Source organism: Streptococcus sp. KHUD_018 (genome assembly GCF_054861215.1).
The window spans coordinates 1829074-1853923 of the sequence record NZ_CM142176.1 but is presented as its reverse complement, the minus strand read 5'-3'; the positions used below and the strand labels follow the sequence as shown (position 1 = coordinate 1853923).

The following is a 24850-nucleotide window of genomic DNA, read 5'->3' as shown; positions in this document are numbered from 1 at the left end:
CAAAAAATAAACATTTCATTTTGTTAAATAAATCAAACAAACATATTGAAAAGGTGAATAATAAATGATATAATACTCATATTGTTCGTAAAAAACAAAAGGAGATTAAACATGGACAAACTATTTAAACTAAAAGAGCACGGGACAGATGTCCGTACAGAGGTGCTTGCTGGTTTAACAACATTCTTTGCAATGAGTTATATTCTCTTTGTAAACCCTCAAATGCTTTCCCAAACGGGTATGCCTGTTCAAGGTGTGTTCTTGGCAACGATTATCGGTTCTGTAGTCGGTACTTTGATGATGGCTTTCTATGCTAATTTGCCATACGCACAAGCACCAGGTATGGGACTAAATGCCTTCTTCACATTTACAGTTGTATTTGGGATGGGCTATACTTGGAAAGAAGCTCTTGGTATGGTCTTCATTTGTGGAATTATTTCATTGATTATTACCTTGACAAATGTTCGTAAAATGATCATCGAATCTATTCCCACAACACTTCGTTCAGCTATTTCCGCTGGTATTGGTGTTTTCCTTGCCTATGTTGGGATTAAGAATGCCGGTCTCTTGAAATTCTCAATTGACCCAGGTACTTATACTGTAGCAGGTGAAGGAGCAGACAAGGCTCAAGCTGCACTTACTGCAAACTCCGCAGCTGTTCCAGGATTGGTAGACTTCAATACTCCAGCCGTATTGGTGGCTCTTGCAGGTCTGGCTATTACCATCTTCTTTGTTGTTAAAGGCATCAAGGGTGGAATCATTCTTTCTATTTTAACAACGACTGTGCTTGCCATTGCTGTTGGTGTTGTCAAATTATCAGGGATTGACTTTGCTAGCAACAATCTTTCAGCAGCGGTTAATGATTTAGGAACTTTGTTTGGTGCTGCTCTTGGTTCAGAAGGTTTAGGCTCTTTGATTTCAAACACTTCACGTTTACCAGAAACCTTGATGGCCATTCTTGCCTTCTCACTAACGGATATTTTTGATACAATCGGTACTCTTATCGGTACGGGTGAAAAAGTTGGTATCGTTGCGACAAGTGGGGAAAACCATGAGTCCGCTAAATTGGACAAGGCTCTTTACTCTGACTTGGTGGCAACTTCAGTAGGTGCCATTGCAGGTACTTCAAACGTTACAACCTATGTTGAGTCTGCGGCGGGTATCGGCGCTGGTGGACGTACTGGGTTGACAGCCCTAGTGGTTGCGATCTGTTTTGCTCTATCTAGCTTCTTTAGCCCACTTCTAGCGATTGTTCCGACAGCTGCAACAGCACCAATTTTGATCATCGTCGGAATCATGATGCTTTCTAACTTGAAAAATATCCCTTGGGATGATATGGCTGAAGCGGTTCCTGCCTTCTTCACATCTATCTTTATGGGATTCAGCTACTCTATCACACAAGGGATTGCTGTTGGTTTCTTGACATATACCTTGACAAAAGTTGTCAAAGGTCAAGCCAAGGATGTGCACGTAATGATTTGGATTTTGGATGCCTTGTTTATCCTTAACTATATCAGTATGGCGCTATAAATGGTATAATTAAAAAGGGGAGTCTCCTCTTTTTATTATAAGGAGGTACATCATGAAGAAAAAAGGTATCTGGCAAGAAATTCTGGATAGAGGAATATGGGTGTTGATTTTTTTAATAGGACTGGTGTTATCTCAACTTCCCTTAATTTTATCTGCCCTTTTATCTGCTAGACAATTCCCACTCCTCCAGTCAGGACTTTTGGTGGCTTTGCTGTCGGTTGTTATTCTAACTGTTTTTATCTTTAGTGCGCGAAAAACAGAGATTGCGAGCTTCAATCTTTCTTTTTTCAAGGCAAAAGATCTAGCCCGCTTGGTTTTAAGTTATTTGGTTATTTTCACAAGTAACTTATTCGGCTCTGCCTTGCTTCGTCTGATGAATGAATCTACGACCAGCAATCAATCAACTATTAATAATCTGGTTCAGAATAGCTCGCTGATTTCCAGTTTTTTCTTACTGGTTCTGATTGCTCCCATTTGTGAGGAAATATTGTGTCGTGGAATTATCCCTAAAAAGATCTTCTGTGGGAAGGAGAAGTTGGGTTATCTTGTAGGTGCAGTCGTCTTTGCCTTGCTCCACACACCGACCAATCTGCCTTCTCTCCTTATCTATGGAGGAATGTCGACAGTTTTAACTTGGACAGCCTACAGAACAGAACGTTTAGAGATGTCGATCTTGCTTCATATGATTGTCAATGGTATTGCCTTTTGTTTGCTGGCTTTACTGGTTTTGATTAGTCGAAATGTAGGCTTGCCTTTCTAAACCATTTCCTTACTTGGAAAAGATAAATGCTAGCGTATCCATCTTTTTCTTTTTATGGTAAAATAGAGAAATAATGTGGTGAAAAACCTTGAGGAGTGACCTTATGTCCAATAAAGCTAGTCAGGCAAAAACAGCCATTTGCGGAATTATCAATGTAACCCCAGATTCCTTTTCGGATGGTGGGCAGTTTTTTGCTGTTGACCAGGCTCTTCAGCAAGCCCGTAAATTGATAGCTGAAGGAGCAAGCATGCTAGACATCGGTGGAGAATCGACTCGCCCTGGAAGTAGCTATGTAGAGATAGAAGAGGAAATCCAGCGTGTTGTCCCAGTTATTAAGGCTATCCGTCAAGAAAGTGATGTCCTCATCTCCATCGATACTTGGAAGAGTCAGGTGGCAGAAGCTGCTTTGGCTGCTGGTGCCAATCTGGTCAACGATATCACTGGTCTCATGGGAGATGAAAAAATGGCGGATGTGGTTGCTAAGGCTGGAGCGAAAGTGGTTATCATGTTTAATCCAGTCATGGCTCGACCTCAGCACCCTAGTTCGCTCATCTTCCCTCATTTTGGCTTTGGACAAGCTTTTACAGAGGAAGAGTTAGCTGACTTTGAAAAAATGCCAATCGAAGATTTGATGAAGGCTTTCTTTGACCGCGCTCTAGCGAGAGCGGAGAAAGCGGGGATTTCGAAAGGCAAGATCATGCTGGATCCAGGAATTGGCTTTGGTCTGACCAAGAAGGAAAATCTGCTCCTTCTACGTGATCTGGATAAACTGCATCAGAAAGGCTATCCAATCTTTCTCGGTGTTTCGCGCAAGCGGTTTGTTATCAATATCCTTGAGGAGAATGACTTTGAAGTTAATCCTGAGACGGAAGTCGGTTTTCGCAATCGGGACACCGCTTCGGCTCATGTGACCAGTATCGCTGCGAGACAGGGTGTCGAAGTTGTGCGCGTGCACGATGTAGCCAGTCATAAGATGGCAGTTGAAATTGCGTCAGCCATTCGTTTGGCAGATGATGCGGAAAATCTAGATTTAAAACAATATAAATAAGATGAAAGAAATTCAAAACAATCAGTGGATTGCCCACTACCGGACGGACCAACCACATTTTGGTTTGGAGCGAATGGTAGAACTCCTAGCCCTGCGAGGTAATCCCCATCTCAAACTCAAGGTTATCCATATCGGTGGAACCAATGGAAAGGGTTCGACCATTGCTTTTTTGAAAAAAATGCTGGAAAAGATGGGGTTGAAAGTTGGAGTTTTTAGCTCGCCTTATCTCATTCATTATACAGACCAGATTAGCATCAATGGGGAATCCATTCCCGAGGCTAGGCTAGAATCCCTCATGGCAGTTTATCGGTCTTTGCTTGAGGGGGAGAAGGTCGCTGCTTTACAAGGAACGACTGAGTTTGAGATTATCACAGCTCTAGCTTATGATTATTTTTCCTCAGAGAAAGTAGATGTTGCTATCATGGAAGTCGGAATGGGTGGACTCTTGGATAGTACCAATGTCTGCCAGCCGATTCTGACAGGGATTACAACTATTGGCTTGGATCATGTGGCCCTACTTGGTGACACCTTGGAAGCTATAGCAGAGCAGAAAGCTGGTATTATCAAGCAAGGCATTCCTTTGGTAACAGGTCGCATTACTCAAGAAGCCTTGACTGTGATAGACCCTATTGCAGAAGCTAAAAATGCGCCGCGACTTGCCTATGGAAAAGATTATCAGGTTCGTCATCAAGAAAGCGTGGTAGCGGGTGAAATCTTTGATTATACCAGTTCTGTCAGACAAGGTCGCTTTCAAACAGGTCTGCTTGGCTTGCACCAGATAGAAAATGCGGGGATGGCGCTTGCTCTCTTAGACACTTATTGTCAGGAGGTTGGACGAGAATTAGCTAGCAATGACTTGGTTGCTCAAGCCATGGAGGAAACCAGATGGCCAGGGCGTTTGGAGGTCCTGCCTAGTGAACCTCTGATGATTTTAGATGGGGCTCACAATCCGCATGCCATCAAGGCCTTGTTGAAAACTTTGCAAGAACGCTTTGTTGACTATCATAAAGAAATCCTCTTTACTTGTATCAAAACCAAGGCCTTGGAGGATATGTTGGACTTGCTAGAAACGGTGCCAGATAGTCAATTGACTTTAACCCATTTTGACGATAGTCGGGCGACTGATGAAAGAGCATTGAAAGAGACAGCTAAGTCTAGAAATCTCAATTACCACAGTTGGCAGGATTTTCTAGAGCAGAAATTGACAGATAAAAAAGAAGAGAAACAAACAGTTAGGATTGTCACAGGTTCCTTGTATTTCTTGAGCCAAGTGAGAGCCTACCTGATGGAGAGGAAGAACGAGAATGGATATACAAAAGATCGAAACGGCTGTAAAAATGATTATTGAGGCCGTCGGTGAGGATGCTAACCGCGAGGGCTTGCAGGAAACACCTGCTCGTGTAGCCCGTATGTATCAAGAGATTTTTTCAGGTCTTGGTCAAACAGCGGAGGAACACCTGTCAAAATCCTTTGAGATTATTGATGATAACATGGTGGTAGAAAAGGATATCTTTTTCCACACTATGTGTGAACACCACTTCTTGCCCTTTTATGGTAGAGCGCACATTGCCTATATTCCAGATGGTCGGGTGGCAGGCTTGTCCAAGCTAGCCCGTACGGTTGAAGTTTATTCTAAAAAACCACAGATTCAAGAACGGCTGAATATCGAAGTGGCCGATGCCTTGATGGACTATCTGGGGGCTAAGGGAGCCTTTGTTGTTATTGAGGCCGAACATATGTGTATGAGCATGCGTGGTGTCAGAAAACCAGGCACGGCAACCTTGACGACAGTAGCTCGTGGTCTATTTGAAACAGATAAAGACCTCCGAGATCAGGCTTATCGTTTAATGGGACTATAAAAAGAATCCGCTTCAAGCGGATTTTTCTAGAAAGGACTAGTTATGGATCAACTGCAGATTAAAGATTTGGAAATTTTTGCCTATCACGGGCTTTTTCCTAGTGAAAAAGAGCTAGGGCAAAAGTTTGTCATTTCGGCGACCCTATCCTATGATATGACCAAGGCAGCGACAGACTTGGACTTGACGGCTTCTGTCCATTACGGAGAACTTTGTCAGCAGTGGACGACTTGGTTTCAGGAAACCACTGAGGACTTGATTGAGACGGTAGCCTACAAACTAGTAGAGCGTACCTTTGAGACCTATCCTCTCGTTCAGGAGATTGAGCTGGAACTGAAAAAACCTTGGGCTCCAGTGCGTTTACCACTGGATACCTGCTCGGTGACCATCCACCGTCGTAAGCAACGGGCTTTTATCGCCCTAGGAAGCAATATGGGGGATAAGCAAGCAAACTTGGAACAAGCTATTGACAAACTGCGAGCTCGTGGTATCCATATTCTAAAAGAGTCCAGTGTCTTGACGACGGAGCCTTGGGGCGGTGTGGAACAAGCTAGTTTTGCCAATCAGGTGATTGAAGTAGAAACATGGCTACCGGCTCCAGTCTTGTTAGAAACCTTGTTAGCCATTGAGTCAGAAATGGGACGGGTTCGAGAGGTGCATTGGGGGCCTCGTTTGATTGATTTGGACCTACTCTTTGTGGAGGACCAAGTCATTTATACAGACGAGCTCATCTTGCCTCATCCTTATATAGCAGAACGCCTCTTTGTCCTAGGGCCTCTGCAAGAAATAGCTTCCCATTTTATTCATCCAGTACTAAAACAACCAATTCGCCACTTGTATCAAGAATTGAACAAATAGAAAAAACTCTAGTTCCTCAGCAGTTTGCGCCGAGAAGCTAGAGTTTTTAAAATAGGTCATTTTCTTCAGGAAGGAGGATGGTTTCTCTCCCGTCCATATCTAAAACAAGGACCCGAGGAGGGTAAAGAGGGTCAAAGGGGTGATTAAAATCAAAGTCGATACTAGTCGGCAGGTGCTGACTAGAGAAATGGAAGGTGATGGTTCCCTCGTTATTTAGCAGTTGAAATTCAAGTTCCTCTTCTAATTCAAAGACGTTTTTCAAAAAATGATCGATAATATACCACAAAGAGTCGATAACATCGTCAGGCAAGCTGGTCACAACGCCAAAACTGGCCGAACGTCTCTGAGTATTTGTAAAAGCCATAAACATTCCCTCCCTCCTTTTATTTTTCCTTATCATACAGCAAAACATCCCAAAAATCAAGAAATCGTACTCGCTTTTTCAAAATGGGAATAGGTTGTGAAATTTTTTCAAAGTTTCTCTAAAAAATACTTGAAAGTGTTTACAATAAGTGATAAAATGGAGTAAGCAGATGCATGAAAGCGAAATTTTCAATATAGAAAGGAAATAGAATGAACACAGATGATACAGTAACGATTTATGATGTTGCCCGTGAAGCTGGGGTTTCAATGGCAACTGTTAGCCGTGTAGTGAATGGCAATAAGAACGTCAAAGAGAATACTCGTAAAAAAGTTCTAGAGGTGATCGATCGTCTTGACTACCGTCCAAATGCGGTAGCGCGTGGCTTGGCCAGCAAGAAAACCACGACAGTTGGTGTTGTGATTCCAAATATCACCAATGGCTATTTTTCAACCCTAGCCAAGGGGATTGATGATATTGCAGAGATGTATAAGTACAATATCGTCCTAGCCAACAGTGATGAAGACGATGAAAAAGAAGTTTCAGTAGTTAATACTCTCTTTTCAAAACAAGTTGATGGTATTATCTTTATGGGCTATCACTTGACTGAAAAGATTCGTTCAGAATTTTCTCGATCTCGGACGCCAGTTGTCCTTGCAGGAACGGTGGATATCGAACACCAGTTGCCAAGTGTTAATATTGACTACAAACAAGCAACGATTGATGCAGTAACTCATTTGCTTCAGGAAAATGAAAAGATTGCCTTTGTCAGCGGGCCACTTGTTGATGATATCAACGGCAAAATTCGATTGATTGGTTACAAGGAAGCTTTGAAAAAGGCAGGAATCCCTTATAGCGAGGGCTTGGTATTTGAGTCTAAATACAGCTATAATGATGGCTATGCCTTGGCAGAGCGCTTGGTTTCTTCACAGGCTACAGCTGCAGTTGTGACAGGTGATGAATTGGCTGCGGGTGTGTTAAATGGCTTGGCAGATCACGGTATTTCTGTACCAGAAGAGTTTGAAATCATCACGACAGATGATTCTCAAATTGCACGATTCACTCGTCCAAACTTAACGACAATTGCTCAACCTCTATACGACCTTGGTGCTATCAGTATGCGTATGTTGACCAAGATTATGCATAAGGAAGAGTTGGAAGAACGTGAAGTTCTTCTCCCTCACGGTTTGACAGAACGTCGTTCGACACGAAAACGCAAATAGAAAAAATCAGGGAATCGAGAAGATTTCCTGATTTTCAATTTTAACCTTCCATGTAATTGCGAAGTTCTTCTCCTTTTAGCCCAGCGTTGATAGCAATCAATAATTTGAGGCGAGCTTTTTGAGCATTGAGTTCTTTGACAAAGAAAACGCCAGACTCTTGTAATTGAACTCCTCCGCCTGGATAGGCGTAAACGGGTTCTGCAATTCCGTTAAAACAACGTGAAACCAAGGCGACTGGAATGCCTTTTTGGAGGAGACTTTCTAATTTTTGAGCTGTTTCTTTGGGTACATTACCTGCTCCAAAAGCTTGAACGACTAATCCATCTAGGTGATCTAGGTCAAGCATATCAATCAGCTCATCTGTCATACCTGCATAGGCCGAGATGATGGGAACTAGACCTTGAATATGCTCGAGATCAAAACGGACACGAGGCTCAGCTGTTTTGAAGTAGAGGATTTCTTGCTTCATGATGAGACCGAGAGGCCCGTGAGTAGGAGTTTGAAAGGTACCGACGTTGGTCGTATGGGTTTTGGTAACATACTTTGCTGCGTGAATCTCATCATTCATGACGACCAGCACACCCTTGTCAGCTGACTTGTCATCGCTTGCGACTCGCAAAGCGCTCAGATAGTTATAAACACCATCGCTACCAAGTTCGTTTGAACTACGCATGGCCCCTGTTAGAACGATGGGGATAGGCGGGATTTTCATGGTATCAAGGAAGTAAGCTGTTTCTTCTAAGGTATCTGTACCATGTGTGATGACAACTCCATCGTAGTTATCAGCGTCCTCTTTAATCTTATGATAGAGTGCAAGCATATGCTTGGGTTTGATATGAGGGCTTGGCAGATTAAAAAAGTCTAGGGCATGAACCTCAATCCCTTCAAGTGGATTGGAAACATGGTTCATGGGATTGTCCTGACTAGTTACAACGGCACCAGTGGCGTCTGCTTGCATGGAAATAGTCCCACCTGTATGTAAAACAAGGATTTTCTTAGGCATGATTTAGTCACTCTTTCTGAAATGTGGTATAATCATTGTAACACAAAAGGGGAGAATGGGACAGGATGGAAGTCAAGGCTGTTTTTTTTGATATCGATGGAACGCTAGTCAACGATCGCAAGAGTGTTTTGAAATCCACTAAGGACGCGATTAGGATTGTGAAAGAGCAAGGGGTGCTTGTTGGAGTGGCGACAGGACGGGGGCCTTTCTTTGTCAAGGAATTGATGGAAGATTTAGATCTGGATTTTGCAATAACTTATAACGGACAATATATCTTTAATAAAGAAAAAGTTTTATTTGCTAGCCCGATTGCTAAGTCAAGCCTGCGTCAATTGATTGCCTATGCTAAAAAAGAGCAAAAAGAAATCGCTCTTGGAACCGAGCATGCTGTTGTTGGTTCGAAAATTATGTCATTTGGTCTCGGATCCTTTTCACAGCTGGTTAGCCGTTTCATTCCAACTGGCTTAACAAGAACCGTTAGCCGTTCCTTTAATCGAATGGTTAGTAAGGCAGTCCCTCAAAAGGAAGATGACCTACTTCGTTTGATCAATGAGCCAATCTATCAAGTGTTAATGCTGATGACGCCAGAAGAATCTGAGAAGGCAGCAGCTGATTTTGAAGACTTGAAACTAACTCGAAGCAATCCCTTCGCTGCGGATATCATCAACCAAGGAAATTCCAAACTAGAAGGCATTCGCCGAGTCGGGAAAGAATATGGCTTTGATCTCAACCAAGTCATGGCCTTTGGTGATTCAGACAATGACCTGGAAATGTTGGCAGGTGTTGGTATGTCTGTAGCCATGGGAAATGGCAGTAGCAGCGTCAAAGAAGTTGCCAAGCACATTACTGCAAGTAACCAACAAGATGGCATCCATAAGGCGCTCGAGCACTTTGGTGTTTTGGCTTCAGAAAAAGTTTTTGTCAGTCGAGATTACCATTTTAATAAGGTCAAGACCTTCCACCACATGATGGATGAACGAACTCAAGAAGAGCCACAGGCATGGGATGTTGAAGGTGCAACCCACCGCGCAGATTTTAAAATTGAAGAATTAGTAGAGTTTGTCCGCGCGGCAAGTTCTTCGGAGGAAGAATTCCAGCAGTCGCTTGCAAGCATGCATGCGGCACTTGACAAGGCGGCCGAAAAGGTGAGGCAAAAAACGCCTGCCCAAAAAGATCTAATCGGGCAGGTTGATGCCTTAATCGATACACTGTATTTTACTTACGGTAGTTTTGCCTTGATGGGAGTGGATCCAGAACGCATCTTTGATATTGTGCATGAGGCAAACATGGGGAAGGTTTTTCCTGATGGAAAAGCCCATTTTGATCCAGTTACACATAAAATCTTAAAACCGGATGACTGGGACGAAAAATATGCTCCAGAACCTGCTATCAGAAAGGAACTGCAGCGTCAGCTCAAGGCTTATGAGCGACATAAAGAGAGAAATAAGTAAGAAAAAAGGGAGCCTAGCAGGCTCCTTTTGTGTTCCTATAATGTTTTTTCTTGTTCTCTCACGACGAGCAAATCAACTTTTGCGTGGCGGAGGATGTATTCAGATGAAGAGCCAACCAAGAGGCGCTCAAAGGCATTAAGACCCGTTGCACCGACGAGAATCAGGTCAACATTTTCTGCGTCTGGAATGGTGCGGGCAAGGAGGGTCTTTGGATTTCCCATTTCGATGACGATGTGAATATCCGTCACACCCGCATCTTTTGCACGTTTTTCGTACTCTTTCATCAAACTTTCAGCATCAACTTGGAGTTCTTCGTAAACTTCAGCATCAAAGGTAGATACGCTTTGAAGAGCGCGTGTGTCAATAACATGGGCAATGGTGAGCTTGGAATCATTGCGTAGAGCGGTGTAAACACCTTTAACAAAAGCCAAGTCTGCCTCTTTAGAACCATCAATTGCAACCATAACATTTTGGTAACGTTGTGCCATAATGAAACCTCCTGAAATTTTCTTACTTTTATTGTAATCCTTTTCACTAAAGAAGTAAAGTAAAAATCATATTTAAATAAATATTATCGGAGATTCGATTTGGTGGAGATATGTTAAAATAAAAGAAAACGGGATAGTAGGAAACATAGTGAGGGGGATGAGAAAGTATGAAAGATTTTGTTCAAGCTTCTAAAAAAATAAGTCTTCTTTATCATGGAATTATCCTTGCGTCACTTGTAGGAGAAGTAGTGATGCTTTGGCAGCTGGAAAGAGTCGTGCCTGTTCTCTATCCAGGTTTTGTTGGCTTTCTTCTCTTTCACTTAGTCTACCACATCATTTTATTTGTGATTGCAAAGAGAAGTGGTCGCTTGGACTATTTGGTCATGTGGGGGCTCTTTTTCATGTTTAATCTTTTGTATGATTCCTTTTTAGCATTAGTCTTCCTAGATTTGTCTTTTGGTATGTGAGAAAATACTTCTGCATTCTAGTTATTTAGACGGTGAGAACCTAGTCGTTGTGAGTTTTTTTCTTTGCTTGCTCATTTCAGGAAACTTGTCGCAATCCCTTTCTAGTGGTATAATGTTACTATCTCGATGAATTGAGGAAACAAGATGAAAGAATATAACAAGTCTAGTAAGTTAGAGCATGTTGCCTATGATATCCGTGGCCCTGTTTTGGAAGAAGCTATGCGGATGCGAGCAAACGGAGAAAAGATTTTACGTTTGAATACAGGGAATCCAGCAGAATTTGGCTTTACAGCGCCAGATGAGGTCATTCATGACTTGATTATGAATGCGCGTGATAGTGAAGGGTATTCTGACTCTAAAGGGATTTTCTCAGCCCGTAAGGCCATCATGCAGTATTGCCAACTGAAGAAATTTCCCAATGTAGACATTGATGATATTTACCTCGGAAATGGTGTCAGTGAGCTGATTGTTATGTCCATGCAGGGGCTTTTGGACAATGGAGATGAGGTCTTGGTGCCTATGCCAGACTATCCTCTCTGGACGGCTGCTGTCAGCCTAGCTGGGGGAAATGCGGTTCACTATATCTGTGATGAAGCTGCAGAATGGTACCCAGATATTGATGATATCAAGTCAAAAATTACTTCCAATACCAAGGCAATCGTCCTTATCAATCCAAATAACCCAACTGGAGCCCTTTATCCTAAGGAACTCTTGCTGGAGATTATTGAGATTGCTCGTCAAAACGATTTGATTATCTTTGCGGATGAGATTTATGACCGTATGGTGATGGATGGGCATGTACACACGCCTGTGGCGAGCTTGGCACCAGATGTCTTCTGTGTCAGCATGAATGGTCTGTCAAAATCGCATCGTATCGCTGGTTTTCGTGTGGGCTGGATGGTCTTGTCTGGTCCTAAGACACATGTTAAAGGCTATATCGAGGGTCTCAATATGCTGTCCAACATGCGCCTTTGTTCTAACGTTTTGGCCCAGCAAGTCGTACAAACATCACTAGGTGGGCACCAGTCAGTGGACGAATTACTCCTTCCTGGTGGTCGTATCTATGAGCAAAGAAACTTCATTTACAATGCTATTCAAGATATTCCAGGTTTGTCTGCGGTCAAACCTAAGGCGGGTCTTTATATCTTCCCTAAAATTGACCGCAATATGTACCGCATCGATGATGATGAACAGTTCGTTCTTGATTTCTTGAAACAAGAAAAGGTTCTCTTGGTTCATGGTCGTGGTTTTAACTGGAAGGAACCAGACCATTTCCGTATCGTTTACCTCCCACGAGTGGACGAATTAGCACAAATCCAAGAAAAGATGACTCGTTTCTTGAAACAGTATCGTAGATAAGGGCTTTCATAGGAAAAGCTAGAAAACATTTGCTTGGAGCTATTGACAAAAGTGGCAGAATCAGATAGAATAGTAAAGTATGTTTAGTAACTGATCACTTTATAGCCGGCTAAACGAATACAAAATCTATGAGGAGGTATTCATCGTGAAACGTACTTATCAACCAAGTAAACTTCGTCGTGCGCGCAAACACGGATTCCGTAACCGTATGTCAACTAAAAACGGTCGTCGCGTATTGGCAGCTCGTCGTCGTAAAGGACGCAAAGTTTTGGCTGCTTAATCCAAACGAATTCAACAAAGAAGTCAGTAGGAACTCGAGTCTACTGGCTTTTCTTTTTCCTATAATATCAGTTTGTAAATGCTTTATATTTTTTCTGAAATAGTGTATAATATTTCACATACTATAAAAAATGGAGAACAGTTATGAAGAAATCAAAAGCCCTCCTACTAGGGGCTGGAATTTTGAGCGCAAGCTTCTTGATGGCGGCTTGTAGTTCGGCACAATCAAATACAGATAAAACCTACTCTTATGTATTTGCAAGCAATCCAGATACATTAGACTATATCACTTCGACACGTGGCTCGACCTCTAGCATTACGACAAACTTGATCGATGGTTTGTTGGAAAATGATAAGTACGGAAACCTCGTCCCTTCTATGGCAGAGTCGTGGACAGTATCAAAAGATGGTTTGACTTATACCTACAAAATCCGCCAAGGGGCTAAGTGGTATACCTCTGAAGGAGAAGAATACGCTGAAGTGACAGCTCATGACTTTGTGACGGGTCTCAAGTATGCAGCGGATAAAAAAGCTGAGAATTTGTACTTGGTACGGGATTCGATCAAAGGTTTGGCAGATTATGTCGAAGGGAAAACATCTGACTTTGAGACGGTTGGAGTCAAGGCAGTGGACGACTATACTCTCCAATACACCTTGAACAAGCCAGAGTCTTATTGGAATTCGAAGACAACAGGGGGGATTTTGAGTCCTGTTAATGAAGCCTTTTTGAAATCTAAGGGTGATGATTTTGGAAGTGTTACCCCATCTAGTATTCTGTCAAATGGGCCATACTTGTTCAAGTCTTTCACATCAAAATCTTTAATTGAGTTTGAAAAGAACCCCAATTACTGGGATAAGGACAATGTGAAAATTGAGAAGGTAAAGCTTTCCTTCTATGATGGTTCAGATCAAGATAGTTTGGCTCGAGGATTCTTAGAAGGAAATTACACAGATGGACGCATCTTCCCGACAAGTTCTGTCTTTGACCAGCTGAAAAAAGGGAATGAAGATAAGATTACCTATACTCCTCAGGATGCTGTGACTTTCTACTATCTCTTCAATGTCAACCGTCAAAGTTACAATCAAACCATGAAACAGACGGATAAAGAAAAGGCGGATTCCCGTGCAGCTATGCAAAATAAGGACTTCCGTCAGGCGATTAACTTTGCCTTTGACCGTCATGCCTACGCTGCCCAGACAAATGGAGAAGATGGAGCTGACCGTATTCTTCGAAACATAGTCACACCAAGTAACTTTGTTCAAATCGGTGGTAAAAACTTCGGGGATACTGTCAATGAAAAGATGGTCAACTATGGTTCAGAGTGGGCTAATGTCAATCTAAACGACGCTCAGCCTGCCTTCTTGAATGCTGACAAAGCCAAGGCAGAATTTGCCAAAGCCAAAGAAAGTTTACAGGCAGAAGGTGTGACCTTCCCTATCCATTTAGACATGCCGGTGGATCAGACTGCTAAGTTGGACGTACAGCAAGCCAGTTCTTTCAAGCAGACTGTTGAAGAGACACTTGGATCAGATAATATTGTTATCGATGTGATTCAATTGTCTCCAGACGAGAAAGACAATGCAACCTTCTTTGCTGACACAGCTGAACAAAAGGACTATGACATCGACATCTCGGGCTGGAGTGGGGATTACTCAGATCCGAAAACCTATCTTGACCTTTTGGACCCAGACTCCGGCTCTCAGTTAAAAAATCTTGGCTTGACTCCAGAAAAAGACAATGATGTCAAGGAAAAAATCGGTCTCCCTACCTACAAGAAGTTGTTAGATGAGGCAGATAAAGAAGTTGAAAACACTCAGACTCGCTATGAAAAATTTGCTGAAGTTCAAGCTTGGCTAACAGATAGTGCTCTCTTTCTACCAGTTCAAAGTGGAGGGGCTAATCCAATCTTCCGTAAGACTGTACCGTTCACAGGAGCCTTCTCATTTGTCGGACATAAAGGGGATGCGGATAACTACAAATACCTTGAGTTGCAAAAAGATCCCGTGACTGCGAAACAGTATCAAGAGCTTTATGAAAAATGGCAAAAAGAAAAAACTGAGTCCAATAAAAAAGCTCAGGAAGATTTAGCTAACCATATTCAATAATATTCCTAGTCATGCTTTTTAGTTAAGCATAGTGGCTGGATTCAGAAAAAGGCCCCACCAGACGCTTTTTGGTTCTGGTAGGGCCTTTTCTTTATTCTTTTAAGTGATAGGAGTAGCTAGCGACAACGACATCCTGGTGCCAACGAAGGGCGTATTTTAGTTTGAGACTCATTTGATTGTGCAGGATATTTTGCCAAGGCTTGTTAGGGATGAACTGTGGTACAAGGACTGTAACGGTGTAGTTTTTTTGCTTAGCTTCTTGGGCGATTCGTTTGACATACTTAACACTAGGGGTGATGATGTCGCGGTAGCTGGTGTTGATATTCTTCAGAGTGATATTTGGGAAGTAATCGGCAAATTCCTGAAGAATTTCTTGGTCTTTTTCGGCCGTTTCTTTAGTAGAAATGTGCATGGCTAACACTTCATCACCGATACTTTGAGCGTAGTTAATGGCTCCGACACTTACTCGAGTGACATTTCCTACTAGGACAAGGACAAGATTGCCGTCGTAGGTACGTTTTTCAATTCCTTCGTAGAGTCGTAGCTGTTTTGCCACTTTTTGGTAATGGCTGTGAATGGACAAAAAGAGGAAGGTTAAAACTAGGATAATTGGGAAGAATGGCCAGATATCACCCAGCCTGAAGAGGAGTAAAATGAGAACGATAGCATAACAAATGATGGCGCCAAGGATATTTGCAAAGGCAGGTTTTAAGAAGTTTGCTCCTTTTTCCTTTTTCCAATGGCGAATCATCCCAGTCTGAGAAAGGGCAAAGGGAACGAAGACCCCGATAGTATAAAGAGGAATCAAGCGTTCAGTATTCCCGTTAAAAATGAGAAGAAGGATCATAGCCCCAAAGGCCAGAGTTAAGATACCGTTGGAGTAGCCAAGTCGATCCCCTTTTTCCATAAAGAGATGGGGCATGTACTTGTTTTTGGCCATATTGTAGGACAGCATAGGGAAGGCTGAAAAGCCAGTATTTGCAGCCACAGCTAGAATCAAGGCTGTTGAGAACTGGAAGAGATAGTAGCTAGCATGACCAAAGAATGAATCACCAAGAATGCCCTTGGCCATTTGCGAGAGGATGGTTTCTCCATTTTGAGGTGTGATGCCCATCCAGTAGTTTAGGAAGGTGATGCCTGCAAAAAGAAAACCTAAAATCAAGGACATGATGGTCAAGGTTTGAGCAGCATTCTTTTCTTTCGGAGTTTTGAAAAATGGTACCGCATTTGAAATAGCTTCAACCCCTGTCAGAGAGGCAGAGCCACTGGTAAAGGCTCTCAATAGGAGAACGATGGAAAGGCTCGGAACGGTTTGTCCAATGGTTGAAGTTGCCTGGTAGTTTAGGGAACCTGTAAATAGTTGAAAGAACCCATAAAGCAAGAGAAAGACGGTACTGAAGATAAAGAGGTAGACGGGAATCATCAGAGAGCTGGCAGATTCTTTCAATCCTCTTAAATTCAAGAGCATGAGCAGGCAGACTAGGAAAATAGAGATATGAAGATTGTAGGGATGGAGGGCAGGGATGGCTGCAGTAATAGCATCAGCTCCAGAAGCAACGGATACGGCTACTGTCAGCATATAGTCAACAAGGAGGCTGCCCCCTGCAATCAAGCCTAGTTCAGGAGAGAGATTTTCCCGAGTGACCATATAAGCTCCTCCACCTTGAGGATAGGCGTGGATGATTTGACGATAGGAAATGGTCAAACTAGCGAGCAGTAAGAGGACAAAAATACCGATAGGGAGGCTCCACCAAATAGCGAGAGGAGAGAGACTGACTAAAACGAGAATGACTTGTTCAGGTCCATAGGCAATAGAAGACAGAGCGTCACTTGACAACATGGCCAAGGCCTGCATTTTTCCAAGTAATCCCCCTTCACCATCTGTGAGAGACTTGAGTGGTCGACCGATAAAGGTATATTTTAATTTTCTAAACATTTTCTTTTCCTTTGATGAAAATTTCAATAAGTGTTATTATACTGCTTTGAAAAAATGCAGTCAAGGGAGAATGATCGGTATTAGAATATTTTTACAAGCCGGGGGATGCTATTTTTGGTATAATAGATGGAAGAAAATGAGGTTAGAAGAGATGATTTTTGATACACATACACATTTAAATGTAGAAGAATTTGCAGGACGTGAGGCCGAAGAAATCGCTTTGGCTGCTGAGATGGGCGTAACTCGGATGAATATTGTTGGTTTTGATAAGCCAACCATTGAACGAGCCCTAGAGTTGGCAGATGAGTATGAGCAACTCTACGCAACTATTGGCTGGCATCCGACGGAAGCAGGGACTTACACAGACGAGGTCGAAGCTTACTTGCTTGAAAAACTAAAACATCCTAAGGTCGTTGCCTTGGGGGAGATTGGTCTGGACTATCACTGGATGACAGCACCTAAGGAAGTGCAGGAACTGGTTTTTCGTCGTCAGATTCAGCTGTCTAAGGACTTGAATTTACCCTTTGTGGTCCACACTCGTGATGCGCTAGAAGATACTTATGAGATTATCAAGAGCGAGGGCGTTGGTCCTCGTGGTGGAATTATGCACTCATTCTCAGGTTCTTTGGAGTGGGCTGAGAAGTTTGTCGAGCTTGGTATGACCATTTCTTTCTCAGGAGTGGTGACCTTTAAGAAAGCGACGGATATCCAAGAGGCTGCTAGGGAACTTCCTTTGGATAAAATCCTCGTTGAGACAGATGCCCCTTACCTAGCTCCTGTTCCTAAACGTGGCCGTGAAAACAAAACAGCCTACACACGCTATGTGGTGGACTTTATCGCCGACTTGCGTGGGATGACGACTGAGGAGTTAGCCGCAGTAACGACTGCAAATGCAGAGCGTATCTTTGGATTGGACAGCAAGTGATGAAAGAAAAAATTTCCCAAGTCATCGTGGTTGAAGGTCGCGATGATACGGCCAATCTCAAACGTTACTTTGATGTAGAGACCTATGAGACACGAGGATCGGCAATCAATGATCAAGATATAGAGCGAATTCAACGCCTGCATGAACTGCATGGAGTCATTGTCTTTACAGATCCAGATTTTAATGGGGAACGCATTCGTCGCATGATTATGACGGCCATTCCAACAGTGCAGCATGCCTTTCTCAAGCGAGAAGAGGCTGTTCCCAAATCCAAGTCCAAGGGACGTTCTCTGGGAATCGAACACGCCAGCTATGAAGATCTAAAAGCAGCGCTGGCTCAGGTGACAGAGCAATTTGAAAACGAGAACGAGTTTGACATTAGTCGGAGTGACTTGATTCGCCTAGGTTTCCTAGCAGGAGCAGACAGTCGTAGGCGCAGAGAGTATCTAGGTGGACAGCTCCGCATCGGCTATTCCAACGGCAAACAACTCCTCAAGCGATTAGAGTTATTTGGCGTAACCTTGGCAGAAGTGGAAGAAGTGATGGCTAAGTATTCAGACTAACGGAGTCAGAAATGAAAAAAGTGATTATTACGGGTGGCAATAGTGGTATTGGCTACCAGTCTGCTAAACAGTTGGCTGAAAAGGGCTGGTCGGTAACCCTGTTTTGCCGGCGAAAAGAAGCTGCTAAGCAAGCCTGTGAGAAAATCCGCCAACAAACAGGAAATCCGCATATAGATTATATCTTGGTTGATTTATCTGAGATGAAAAGTATCAAGAAAGCGGTAGAACAGTATATCCAAAAAGAAGAGACTTTAGATGTTTTAATGAACAATGCGGCCGATTTTGATTTATCGGTCAAAAAGCCAATTCTTACCAAAGACGGATTGGAAAAACAATTTGCGACCAACGTGGTTGCTCCCTTTTTACTTTCTACCTTGTTGAGGGGCTTGTTAGAAAAGTCAGAAAGTGGTCGGATTATTAATATTTCTTCCCAAGGACTGGTGCTTTATCCTTTCATGAAGCTTGATTTTGAAAATTTAGCTGGTCAAAAACATTATAGTCCTGCCAAGACCTATTATCAGAATAAACTAGCCTTGTTGATGCTGACGCTTTATATGCGGAAACATTGGAAAGGTATCAAGGTTCAGGCAATCCGTGTGACCAATGTCAAAGTTGATATGCGCCGCTATGATCACCTCAGCACTTTTATGAAAAATTTGTATAAAATCAAGTCAAGATTTTCGATTAGTCCTGAAGAAATGGCCAAAGTCTATACAGCCTTATCTACAGAAGATGGCCATGACGGTTTTTTGTATGACGAGAAATGCAGAGAAGTAAAAGCAAATAGATCTGCTTACGAAGAAGAGGAGCAAGCAAAACTTTACTCCTTACTTGAACAACTGACCTTTTCAAGAGACAATCTATAAAGAATTAGAAAAATAAATTTTACGCTTACTTCAATAGTGGAAAGAAATTTAGATATCGAAATCTGTTTGGAGAGTCCTGAAAAGTGATAACAATAACCAGATAGCCCAAAAATACAAAGGGAATGTGTTACAATAGAGGTACTTAGATTTATTTTGATAGCGTTAAAATAGAAACTTATAAGGACAGTGCGAAATGAAAATTCGAGTTAATAGAGATTCTGTATGTATGGGGGACGATGTATTGCCTCATGAGATAGAATTTGAGATTCCTGAAGATATGACGGTGAAAGAATTTTTTGACTTTCTAGAAAAGGAACGTTATTTGCCGTCTGTTCAAGGAAACAATGTCGCTTGGGAACTCCGTAATCGAAATGGGGAACAAGGTGTTTATTTCACCAAAACACGAGAGATTATTCATCCAGATGCGGTCTTAAAAGAGATGTTGGAAGGAATTACTGAGACTCCCTTATTTGTTTTGCTCTATCATTATACCCCGGAAGCATACTATATTAGAAAAGAGAATAAATGAGAATTGCAGATTACAGCGTGACTAAGGCAGTGCTGGAGCGTCACGGTTTTACTTTTAAAAAGTCCTTCGGGCAAAATTTCCTGACGGATACCAATATCCTTCAAAAAATCGTGGATACGGCTGAAATTGATGATCAGGTTAATGTCATTGAAATTGGGCCAGGAATTGGTGCTTTGACGGAGTTTTTGGCTGAGCGTGCAGCTCAAGTCATGGCATTTGAGATTGACCACCGTTTGGTACCGATTTTGGCAGATACCCTGCGTGATTTTGACAATGTGACAGTAGTCAAGGAGGACATTCTCAAAGTTGACTTGGCCCAGCATATCCAGAATTTCAAAAATCCTGACCTGCCAATCAAGGTAGTAGCCAACTTGCCTTATTACATCACGACGCCTATTCTCATGCATTTAATCGAGAGTGGCATTCCTTTTAGTGAGTTTGTGGTCATGATGCAAAAAGAAGTGGCGGATCGTATCTCAGCCCAGCCTAACACCAAGGCTTACGGTAGCTTGTCGATTGCTGTGCAGTATTACATGACAGCCAAGGTTGCCTTTATCGTGCCTCGTACGGTCTTTGTGCCAGCGCCAAATGTGGATTCGGCCATCTTGAAAATGGTGCGTCGTCCAGAGCCAGCCGTAGCAGTGGAAGACGAGAACTTTTTCTTTAAGGTTTCCAAGGCTAGCTTCACTCATCGTCGCAAGACCTTGTGGAACAACTTAACAGGCTACTTTGGGAAGACCGAAGAAATCAAGGATAAATTGACCAAGGCTTTGGACCAGGCAGGCTTATCTCCATCTGTGCGTGGGGAAGCTCTCAGCTTGGAAGAGTTTGCCAGTCTGGCAGATGCGCTTAAAGGACAAGGACTCTAAGATGCAGGGACAAATTATTAAAGCCTTGGCGGGCTTCTACTATGTAGAGAGTGATGGTCAGGTCTATCAGACACGCGCGCGTGGAAATTTCCGCAAAAAAGGTCATACACCTTATGTCGGAGACTGGGTAGACTTTTCTGCCGAGGAAAATTCCGAAGGTTATATCCTCAAGATTCATGAACGGAAAAACAGTCTCGTCCGTCCGCCCATTGTCAATATTGACCAAGCTGTGGTGATCATGTCCGTCAAGGAACCGGACTTCAACAGCAACTTGTTGGATCGTTTCTTGGTTCTTTTGGAACACAAGGGCATCCATCCCATCGTCTATATTTCTAAAATGGACTTGCTGGAAGATAGAGGAGAACTGGATTTTTATCAGCAGACTTACGGTGCCATTGGTTACGACTTTGTGACTAGTAAAGAAGAACTTTTGCCTTTGTTGACAGGAAAAGTGACGGTCTTTATGGGGCAGACAGGTGTTGGAAAATCAACCCTCCTCAATAAAATCGCACCGGACCTCAATCTTGAAACAGGAGAGATTTCAGACAGTCTAGGTCGTGGTCGCCATACCACTCGAGCTGTTAGTTTTTACAACCTCAATGGGGGTAAAATTGCCGACACACCAGGCTTTTCATCACTGGATTATGAAGCGTCAACGGCTGAAGACCTCAATCAGGCCTTTCCAGAGATTGCCAGTGTCAGTCGAGACTGTAAATTCCGTACTTGTACCCATACCCATGAACCGTCCTGTGCGGTTAAGCCGGCTGTCGAAGAGGGTATCATTGCATCCTTCCGTTTTGACAACTACCTGCAATTTCTCAGTGAAATTGAAAATCGCAGAGAAACCTATAAAAAAGTCAGCAAAAAAATTCCAAAATAAGGAGAAACCTATGTCTCAATACAAGATTGCTCCGTCAATTCTGGCAGCAGATTATGCCAACTTTGAACGTGAAATCAAACGCCTAGAAGCAACTGGGGCAGAATATGCCCATATCGATATCATGGATGGGCACTTTGTACCACAAATCAGTTTTGGTGCAGGTGTGGTCGAAGCTCTTCGCCCTCATAGCAAGATGGTCTTTGACTGCCACTTGATGGTAGCTAATCCAGAACACCATTTAGAAGATTTTGCGCGTGCGGGAGCGGATATCATCAGCATCCATGTGGAAGCAACACCTCATATTCATGGAGCTCTTCAAAAGATTCGTTCGCTTGGTGTCAAACCTTCGGTTGTCACCAACCCTGGTACACCTGTTGAGGCGATTAAGCATGTCCTTCACCTAGTTGACCAAGTCTTGGTCATGACAGTTAACCCTGGATTTGGTGGGCAAGCTTTTCTGCCTGAAACCATGGATAAGATTCGTGAGTTGGTTGCCCTTCGTCATGAAAAAGGTTTGAGCTTTGAGATTGAAGTCGATGGCGGTATTGATGACCAAACCATTGCTCAAGCCAAAGAAGCTGGAGCGACCGTTTTTGTAGCAGGATCCTATGTCTTTAAGGGAGATGTCAATGAACGAGTGCAAACTCTCAGAAAACAACTGGACTAGGGTTGCTGTTTTTGCCGGCGGAGATCGCGGTCATTATCGGACGAATTTTGATAGCTTTGTTGGTGTGGATCGTGGTTCGCTCTGGGTCTTGGAAGAAGATCTGCCTCTCACTCTAGCAGTTGGGGATTTTGATTCGGTGACTGCAGACGAACGTCAGTTGATTCAAAAACGTGCCCAACATTTTGTTCAAGCCCAGCCAGAAAAGGATGATACGGATCTGGAACTAGCACTTTTAACGATTTTTGAAAAAAATCCTCAAGCCCAAGTGACCATTTTTGGGGCTTTGGGTGGTCGTATTGATCATATGCTGGCTAATGTCTTTCTGCCTAGCAATCCCAAGTTGGCACCCTATATGCGCCAGATAGCGATTGAGGATGGGCAAAATGTGATTGCCTATTGTCCAGAAGGGACCAGTCAGCTAGAGCCCCGTTCAGACTACGATTATCTAGCCTTTATGCCAGTTCGGGATAGCCAGCTGACTATTCTTGGTGCCAAGTACGAATTGACAGAGGAGAATTTTTTCTTTAAAAAAGTGTACGCTTCTAACGAATATATAGATAGGGAAGTTGCGGTAACTTGCCCAGATGGCTATGTCGTCGTGCTGCATAGCAAGGACAGGAGGTAGGATGGAGACTGTATTATTACTATTATTAATTGCCAATCTAGCTGGTCTCTTTCTCATTTGGCAGAGGCAGGATAAGCAGGAGAAACACCTAAGCAAGAGTTTGGAGAATCAGGCAGACAATCTTTCAGATCAACTGGATTATCGCTTTGAACAAGCCAGACAAGCCAGTCAGCTGGATCAAAAAGATTTGGAAGTGGCTGTCAGCGACCGTTTGCAAGAAGTGCGAATGGAATTGCACCAAGGCCTGACTCAAGTTAGACAGGAGATGAACGAGAATCTCCTTCAAACTAGGGACAAGACCGACCAACGTCTCCAAGCCTTGCAGGAATCAAATGAACAACGCTTGGAGCAAATGCGCCAAACGGTCGAGGAAAAGCTAGAAAAGACCTTGCAGACGCGCTTGCAGGCTTCCTTCGAGACAGTTTTCAAACAACTGGAGTCTGTCAATCGTGGCCTGGGAGAGATGCAGACAGTTGCCCGCGATGTTGGTGCTCTCAACAAGGTTCTCTCTGGTACCAAGACGCGAGGGATTCTGGGAGAATTGCAACTGGGGCAAATCATCGAAGACATCATGACACCTGCCCAGTACGAACGAGAATACGCAACGGTTGAAAACTCTAGCGAGCGAGTAGAGTACGCTATCAAGTTACCTGGCCAAGGAGATCAGGAATATGTCTATTTACCGATTGACTCCAAGTTTCCACTGGCGGATTACTACCGCCTAGAAGAAGCCTATGAAGCAGGCGATAAGGACGAGATTGAACGTTGTCGCAAGTCACTCCTAGCTAGTGTCAAGCGCTTTGCCAAGGATATCAATAGCAAGTACATAGCACCACCTCGGACGACCAATTTTGGAGTCTTGTTTGTTCCGACAGAAGGACTTTACTCAGAGATTGTCCGCAATCCGGTCTTCTTTGATGATTTGAGACGGGAAGAGCAGATTATCGTTGCAGGACCAAGTACCCTATCAGCCCTGCTTAACTCTCTATCAGTTGGTTTCAAAACTCTCAATATCCAAAAGAGTGCTGACCATATCAGTAAGACCCTTGCTAGTGTCAAGACCGAGTTTGGCAAGTTTGGTGGCATTCTGGTCAAGGCACAAAAGCATCTCCAACATGCCTCTGGCAATATTGATGAATTATTAAACCGTCGTACCACAGCTATCGAGCGGACGCTCCGTCACATTGAGTTATCAGAAGGTGAGCCTGCGCTTGATCTACTCCATTTCCAAGAAGATGAGGAAGAATATGAAGATTAGTCACATGAAAAAAGATGAGCTGTTTGAAGGTTTTTACCTGATCAAGTCAGCTGACCTGAGACAGACACGAGCTGGGAAAAACTACCTAGCCTTTACCTTCCAAGACGATAGTGGCGAGATTGAAGGGAAACTTTGGGATGCCCAACCTCATAACGTCGAGGCCTTTACTGCAGGGAAAGTGGTCCACATGCAGGGGCGCAGAGAAGTTTATAACAACACTCCTCAAGTCAATCAAATTACTCTTCGCTTGCCTCAGCCTGGGGAACCCAATGATCCAGCTGATTTCAAGGTCAAGTCGCCAGTTGATGTCAAGGAAATCCGTGACTACATGTCACAAATGATTTTCAAGATTGAAAATCCTGTCTGGCAACGTATCGTTCGCAGTCTCTACACCAAGTATGATAAGGAATTCTACTCCTATCCAGCTGCTAAGACCAACCACCACGCCTTTGAAACGGGTTTGGCCTATCATACAGCAACCATGGTGCGCTTGGCAGATGCCATTAGTGAGATTTATCCTCAGCTCAACAAGAGCCTCCTCTATGCGGGAATTATGTTGCATGACTTGGCCAAGGTTATTGAGTTGACGGGACCAGACCAGACGGAGTACACAGTTCGAGGCAATCTCCTTGGGCATATCGCTCTCATCGATAGTGAAATTACCAAGACAGTCATGGAACTAGGTATCGATGATACTAGAGAAGAAGTGGTGCTACTGCGCCATGTCATCCTCAGTCACCATGGCTTGCTGGAGTATGGAAGTCCAGTCCGTCCACGCATTATGGAAGCAGAGATTATCCATATGATTGACAATCTAGATGCCAGCATGATGATGATGTCAACAGCTCTAGCTTTGGTGGATAAAGGAGAGATGACCAACAAAATCTTCGCCATGGACAATCGTTCCTTCTATAAACCAGATTTAGATTAATAATTTAAGAAA

General features: G+C 43.2%; 26 protein-coding genes. 22 read left to right on the top strand and 4 right to left on the bottom strand.

Annotation, left to right across the window (positions count from 1 at the left end; genetic code table 11):
• Positions 1-111: 111 nt before the first annotated feature.
• The 6 genes from ACVBD2_RS09355 to folK all read left to right on the top strand — a co-directional run bounded on the left by ACVBD2_RS09355 (position 112) and on the right by folK (position 6052).
• Positions 112-1530, top strand: coding sequence for an NCS2 family permease (locus ACVBD2_RS09355; protein WP_000359241.1), 1419 nt, complete (start codon positions 112-114; stop codon positions 1528-1530).
• A gap of 52 nt (positions 1531-1582) precedes the next feature.
• Positions 1583-2290: a lysostaphin resistance A-like protein gene (locus ACVBD2_RS09350; RefSeq protein ID WP_461685676.1), complete on the top strand. Its 708-nt coding sequence runs from the start codon at positions 1583-1585 to the stop codon at positions 2288-2290.
• Positions 2291-2393: 103 nt separating this feature from the next.
• Positions 2394-3338, top strand: a complete 945-nt coding sequence (gene folP, locus ACVBD2_RS09345; protein ID WP_461685675.1) for a dihydropteroate synthase — start codon at positions 2394-2396, stop codon at positions 3336-3338.
• 1 nt (position 3339) lies between these two features.
• Positions 3340-4686 (top strand): bifunctional folylpolyglutamate synthase/dihydrofolate synthase, encoded by a 1347-nt coding sequence (locus tag ACVBD2_RS09340; protein ID WP_461685674.1) that lies wholly within the window; start codon positions 3340-3342, stop codon positions 4684-4686.
• Positions 4643-5197, top strand: coding sequence for a GTP cyclohydrolase I FolE (gene folE / locus ACVBD2_RS09335; RefSeq protein ID WP_125394888.1), 555 nt, complete (start codon positions 4643-4645; stop codon positions 5195-5197). Before ACVBD2_RS09340 ends, folE begins: the two co-directional genes overlap by 44 nt.
• A 42-nt stretch (positions 5198-5239) precedes the next feature.
• Positions 5240-6052, top strand: coding sequence for a 2-amino-4-hydroxy-6-hydroxymethyldihydropteridine diphosphokinase (gene folK, locus ACVBD2_RS09330; RefSeq protein WP_461685673.1), 813 nt, complete (start codon positions 5240-5242; stop codon positions 6050-6052).
• Positions 6053-6098: 46 nt separating this feature from the next.
• Here folK and ACVBD2_RS09325 read toward each other — a convergent pair whose 3' ends face one another.
• The gene (locus ACVBD2_RS09325; protein WP_461685672.1) at positions 6099-6416 is read right to left on the bottom strand and encodes a DUF960 domain-containing protein; all 318 of its coding nucleotides are present in this window, start codon (positions 6414-6416) and stop codon (positions 6099-6101) included.
• 209 nt (positions 6417-6625) lie between these two features.
• On the opposite strand from ACVBD2_RS09325, the gene ccpA reads away from it, so the two are divergent.
• A complete protein-coding gene (gene ccpA, locus ACVBD2_RS09320) occupies positions 6626-7636 on the top strand; it encodes a catabolite control protein A (protein WP_038804599.1) in 1011 nt (336 codons plus the stop codon).
• A 40-nt stretch (positions 7637-7676) separates the two neighbouring features.
• Here ccpA and ACVBD2_RS09315 read toward each other — a convergent pair whose 3' ends face one another.
• Positions 7677-8639 carry an asparaginase gene (locus ACVBD2_RS09315; protein WP_461685671.1) on the bottom strand — a complete coding sequence of 321 codons (963 nt, stop codon included), beginning with the start codon at positions 8637-8639 and terminating at the stop codon, positions 7677-7679.
• A gap of 65 nt (positions 8640-8704) precedes the next feature.
• Here ACVBD2_RS09315 and ACVBD2_RS09310 point away from each other — a divergent pair, with 65 nt between their 5' ends.
• Positions 8705-10090 carry a Cof-type HAD-IIB family hydrolase gene (locus ACVBD2_RS09310; RefSeq protein WP_461685670.1) on the top strand — a complete coding sequence of 462 codons (1386 nt, stop codon included), beginning with the start codon at positions 8705-8707 and terminating at the stop codon, positions 10088-10090.
• A 35-nt stretch (positions 10091-10125) separates the two neighbouring features.
• On the opposite strand, the gene ACVBD2_RS09305 is transcribed toward ACVBD2_RS09310, so the two are convergent.
• Positions 10126-10578 carry a universal stress protein gene (locus tag ACVBD2_RS09305; protein WP_000079158.1) on the bottom strand — a complete coding sequence of 151 codons (453 nt, stop codon included), beginning with the start codon at positions 10576-10578 and terminating at the stop codon, positions 10126-10128.
• 167 nt (positions 10579-10745) lie between these two features.
• Between ACVBD2_RS09305 and ACVBD2_RS09300 the strand changes: the two genes are divergently transcribed.
• The 4 genes from ACVBD2_RS09300 (at position 10746) to ACVBD2_RS09285 (ending at position 14789) form a co-directional block, all read left to right on the top strand.
• The gene (locus ACVBD2_RS09300) at positions 10746-11045 is read left to right on the top strand and encodes a hypothetical protein (protein ID WP_461685669.1); all 300 of its coding nucleotides are present in this window, start codon (positions 10746-10748) and stop codon (positions 11043-11045) included.
• 144 nt (positions 11046-11189) lie between these two features.
• Positions 11190-12404 (top strand): pyridoxal phosphate-dependent aminotransferase, encoded by a 1215-nt coding sequence (locus ACVBD2_RS09295; RefSeq protein ID WP_084948407.1) that lies wholly within the window; start codon positions 11190-11192, stop codon positions 12402-12404.
• 145 nt (positions 12405-12549) lie between these two features.
• The gene (gene rpmH, locus ACVBD2_RS09290; RefSeq protein ID WP_000831905.1) at positions 12550-12684 is read left to right on the top strand and encodes a 50S ribosomal protein L34; all 135 of its coding nucleotides are present in this window, start codon (positions 12550-12552) and stop codon (positions 12682-12684) included.
• Between the two features lie 143 nt (positions 12685-12827).
• Positions 12828-14789 (top strand): peptide ABC transporter substrate-binding protein, encoded by a 1962-nt coding sequence (locus ACVBD2_RS09285; RefSeq protein ID WP_461685668.1) that lies wholly within the window; start codon positions 12828-12830, stop codon positions 14787-14789.
• A 91-nt stretch (positions 14790-14880) separates the two neighbouring features.
• On the opposite strand, the gene ACVBD2_RS09280 is transcribed toward ACVBD2_RS09285, so the two are convergent.
• A complete protein-coding gene (locus ACVBD2_RS09280; protein WP_461685667.1) occupies positions 14881-16725 on the bottom strand; it encodes an APC family permease in 1845 nt (614 codons plus the stop codon).
• A gap of 151 nt (positions 16726-16876) precedes the next feature.
• Here ACVBD2_RS09280 and ACVBD2_RS09275 point away from each other — a divergent pair, with 151 nt between their 5' ends.
• The 10 genes from ACVBD2_RS09275 (at position 16877) to ACVBD2_RS09230 (ending at position 24838) form a co-directional block, all read left to right on the top strand.
• Positions 16877-17650: a TatD family hydrolase gene (locus tag ACVBD2_RS09275; protein WP_461685666.1), complete on the top strand. Its 774-nt coding sequence runs from the start codon at positions 16877-16879 to the stop codon at positions 17648-17650.
• Positions 17650-18213 (top strand): ribonuclease M5, encoded by a 564-nt coding sequence (rnmV, locus tag ACVBD2_RS09270; RefSeq protein WP_461685665.1) that lies wholly within the window; start codon positions 17650-17652, stop codon positions 18211-18213. Before ACVBD2_RS09275 ends, rnmV begins: the two co-directional genes overlap by 1 nt.
• 11 nt (positions 18214-18224) lie before the next feature.
• The gene (locus ACVBD2_RS09265; RefSeq protein ID WP_461685664.1) at positions 18225-19079 is read left to right on the top strand and encodes an SDR family NAD(P)-dependent oxidoreductase; all 855 of its coding nucleotides are present in this window, start codon (positions 18225-18227) and stop codon (positions 19077-19079) included.
• 193 nt (positions 19080-19272) lie between these two features.
• Positions 19273-19608, top strand: coding sequence for a hypothetical protein (locus ACVBD2_RS09260; protein ID WP_139658297.1), 336 nt, complete (start codon positions 19273-19275; stop codon positions 19606-19608).
• The gene (gene rsmA, locus ACVBD2_RS09255; protein ID WP_461685663.1) at positions 19605-20477 is read left to right on the top strand and encodes a 16S rRNA (adenine(1518)-N(6)/adenine(1519)-N(6))-dimethyltransferase RsmA; all 873 of its coding nucleotides are present in this window, start codon (positions 19605-19607) and stop codon (positions 20475-20477) included. The genes ACVBD2_RS09260 and rsmA overlap by 4 nt, the downstream gene beginning before the upstream one ends.
• 1 nt (position 20478) lies before the next feature.
• The gene (rsgA, locus tag ACVBD2_RS09250) at positions 20479-21357 is read left to right on the top strand and encodes a ribosome small subunit-dependent GTPase A (protein ID WP_049479478.1); all 879 of its coding nucleotides are present in this window, start codon (positions 20479-20481) and stop codon (positions 21355-21357) included.
• 10 nt (positions 21358-21367) lie between these two features.
• Positions 21368-22024: a ribulose-phosphate 3-epimerase gene (rpe, locus tag ACVBD2_RS09245; RefSeq protein ID WP_042768280.1), complete on the top strand. Its 657-nt coding sequence runs from the start codon at positions 21368-21370 to the stop codon at positions 22022-22024.
• Complete coding sequence (locus tag ACVBD2_RS09240; protein WP_049520604.1) at positions 21987-22649, top strand: thiamine diphosphokinase; 663 nt, start codon at positions 21987-21989, stop codon at positions 22647-22649. The genes rpe and ACVBD2_RS09240 overlap by 38 nt, the downstream gene beginning before the upstream one ends.
• A 1-nt stretch (position 22650) precedes the next feature.
• Positions 22651-23907 (top strand): DNA recombination protein RmuC, encoded by a 1257-nt coding sequence (locus tag ACVBD2_RS09235; RefSeq protein WP_461685662.1) that lies wholly within the window; start codon positions 22651-22653, stop codon positions 23905-23907.
• Complete coding sequence (locus tag ACVBD2_RS09230) at positions 23897-24838, top strand: 3'-5' exoribonuclease YhaM family protein (RefSeq protein WP_000703210.1); 942 nt, start codon at positions 23897-23899, stop codon at positions 24836-24838. Before ACVBD2_RS09235 ends, ACVBD2_RS09230 begins: the two co-directional genes overlap by 11 nt.
• Positions 24839-24850: the final 12 nt, after the last annotated feature.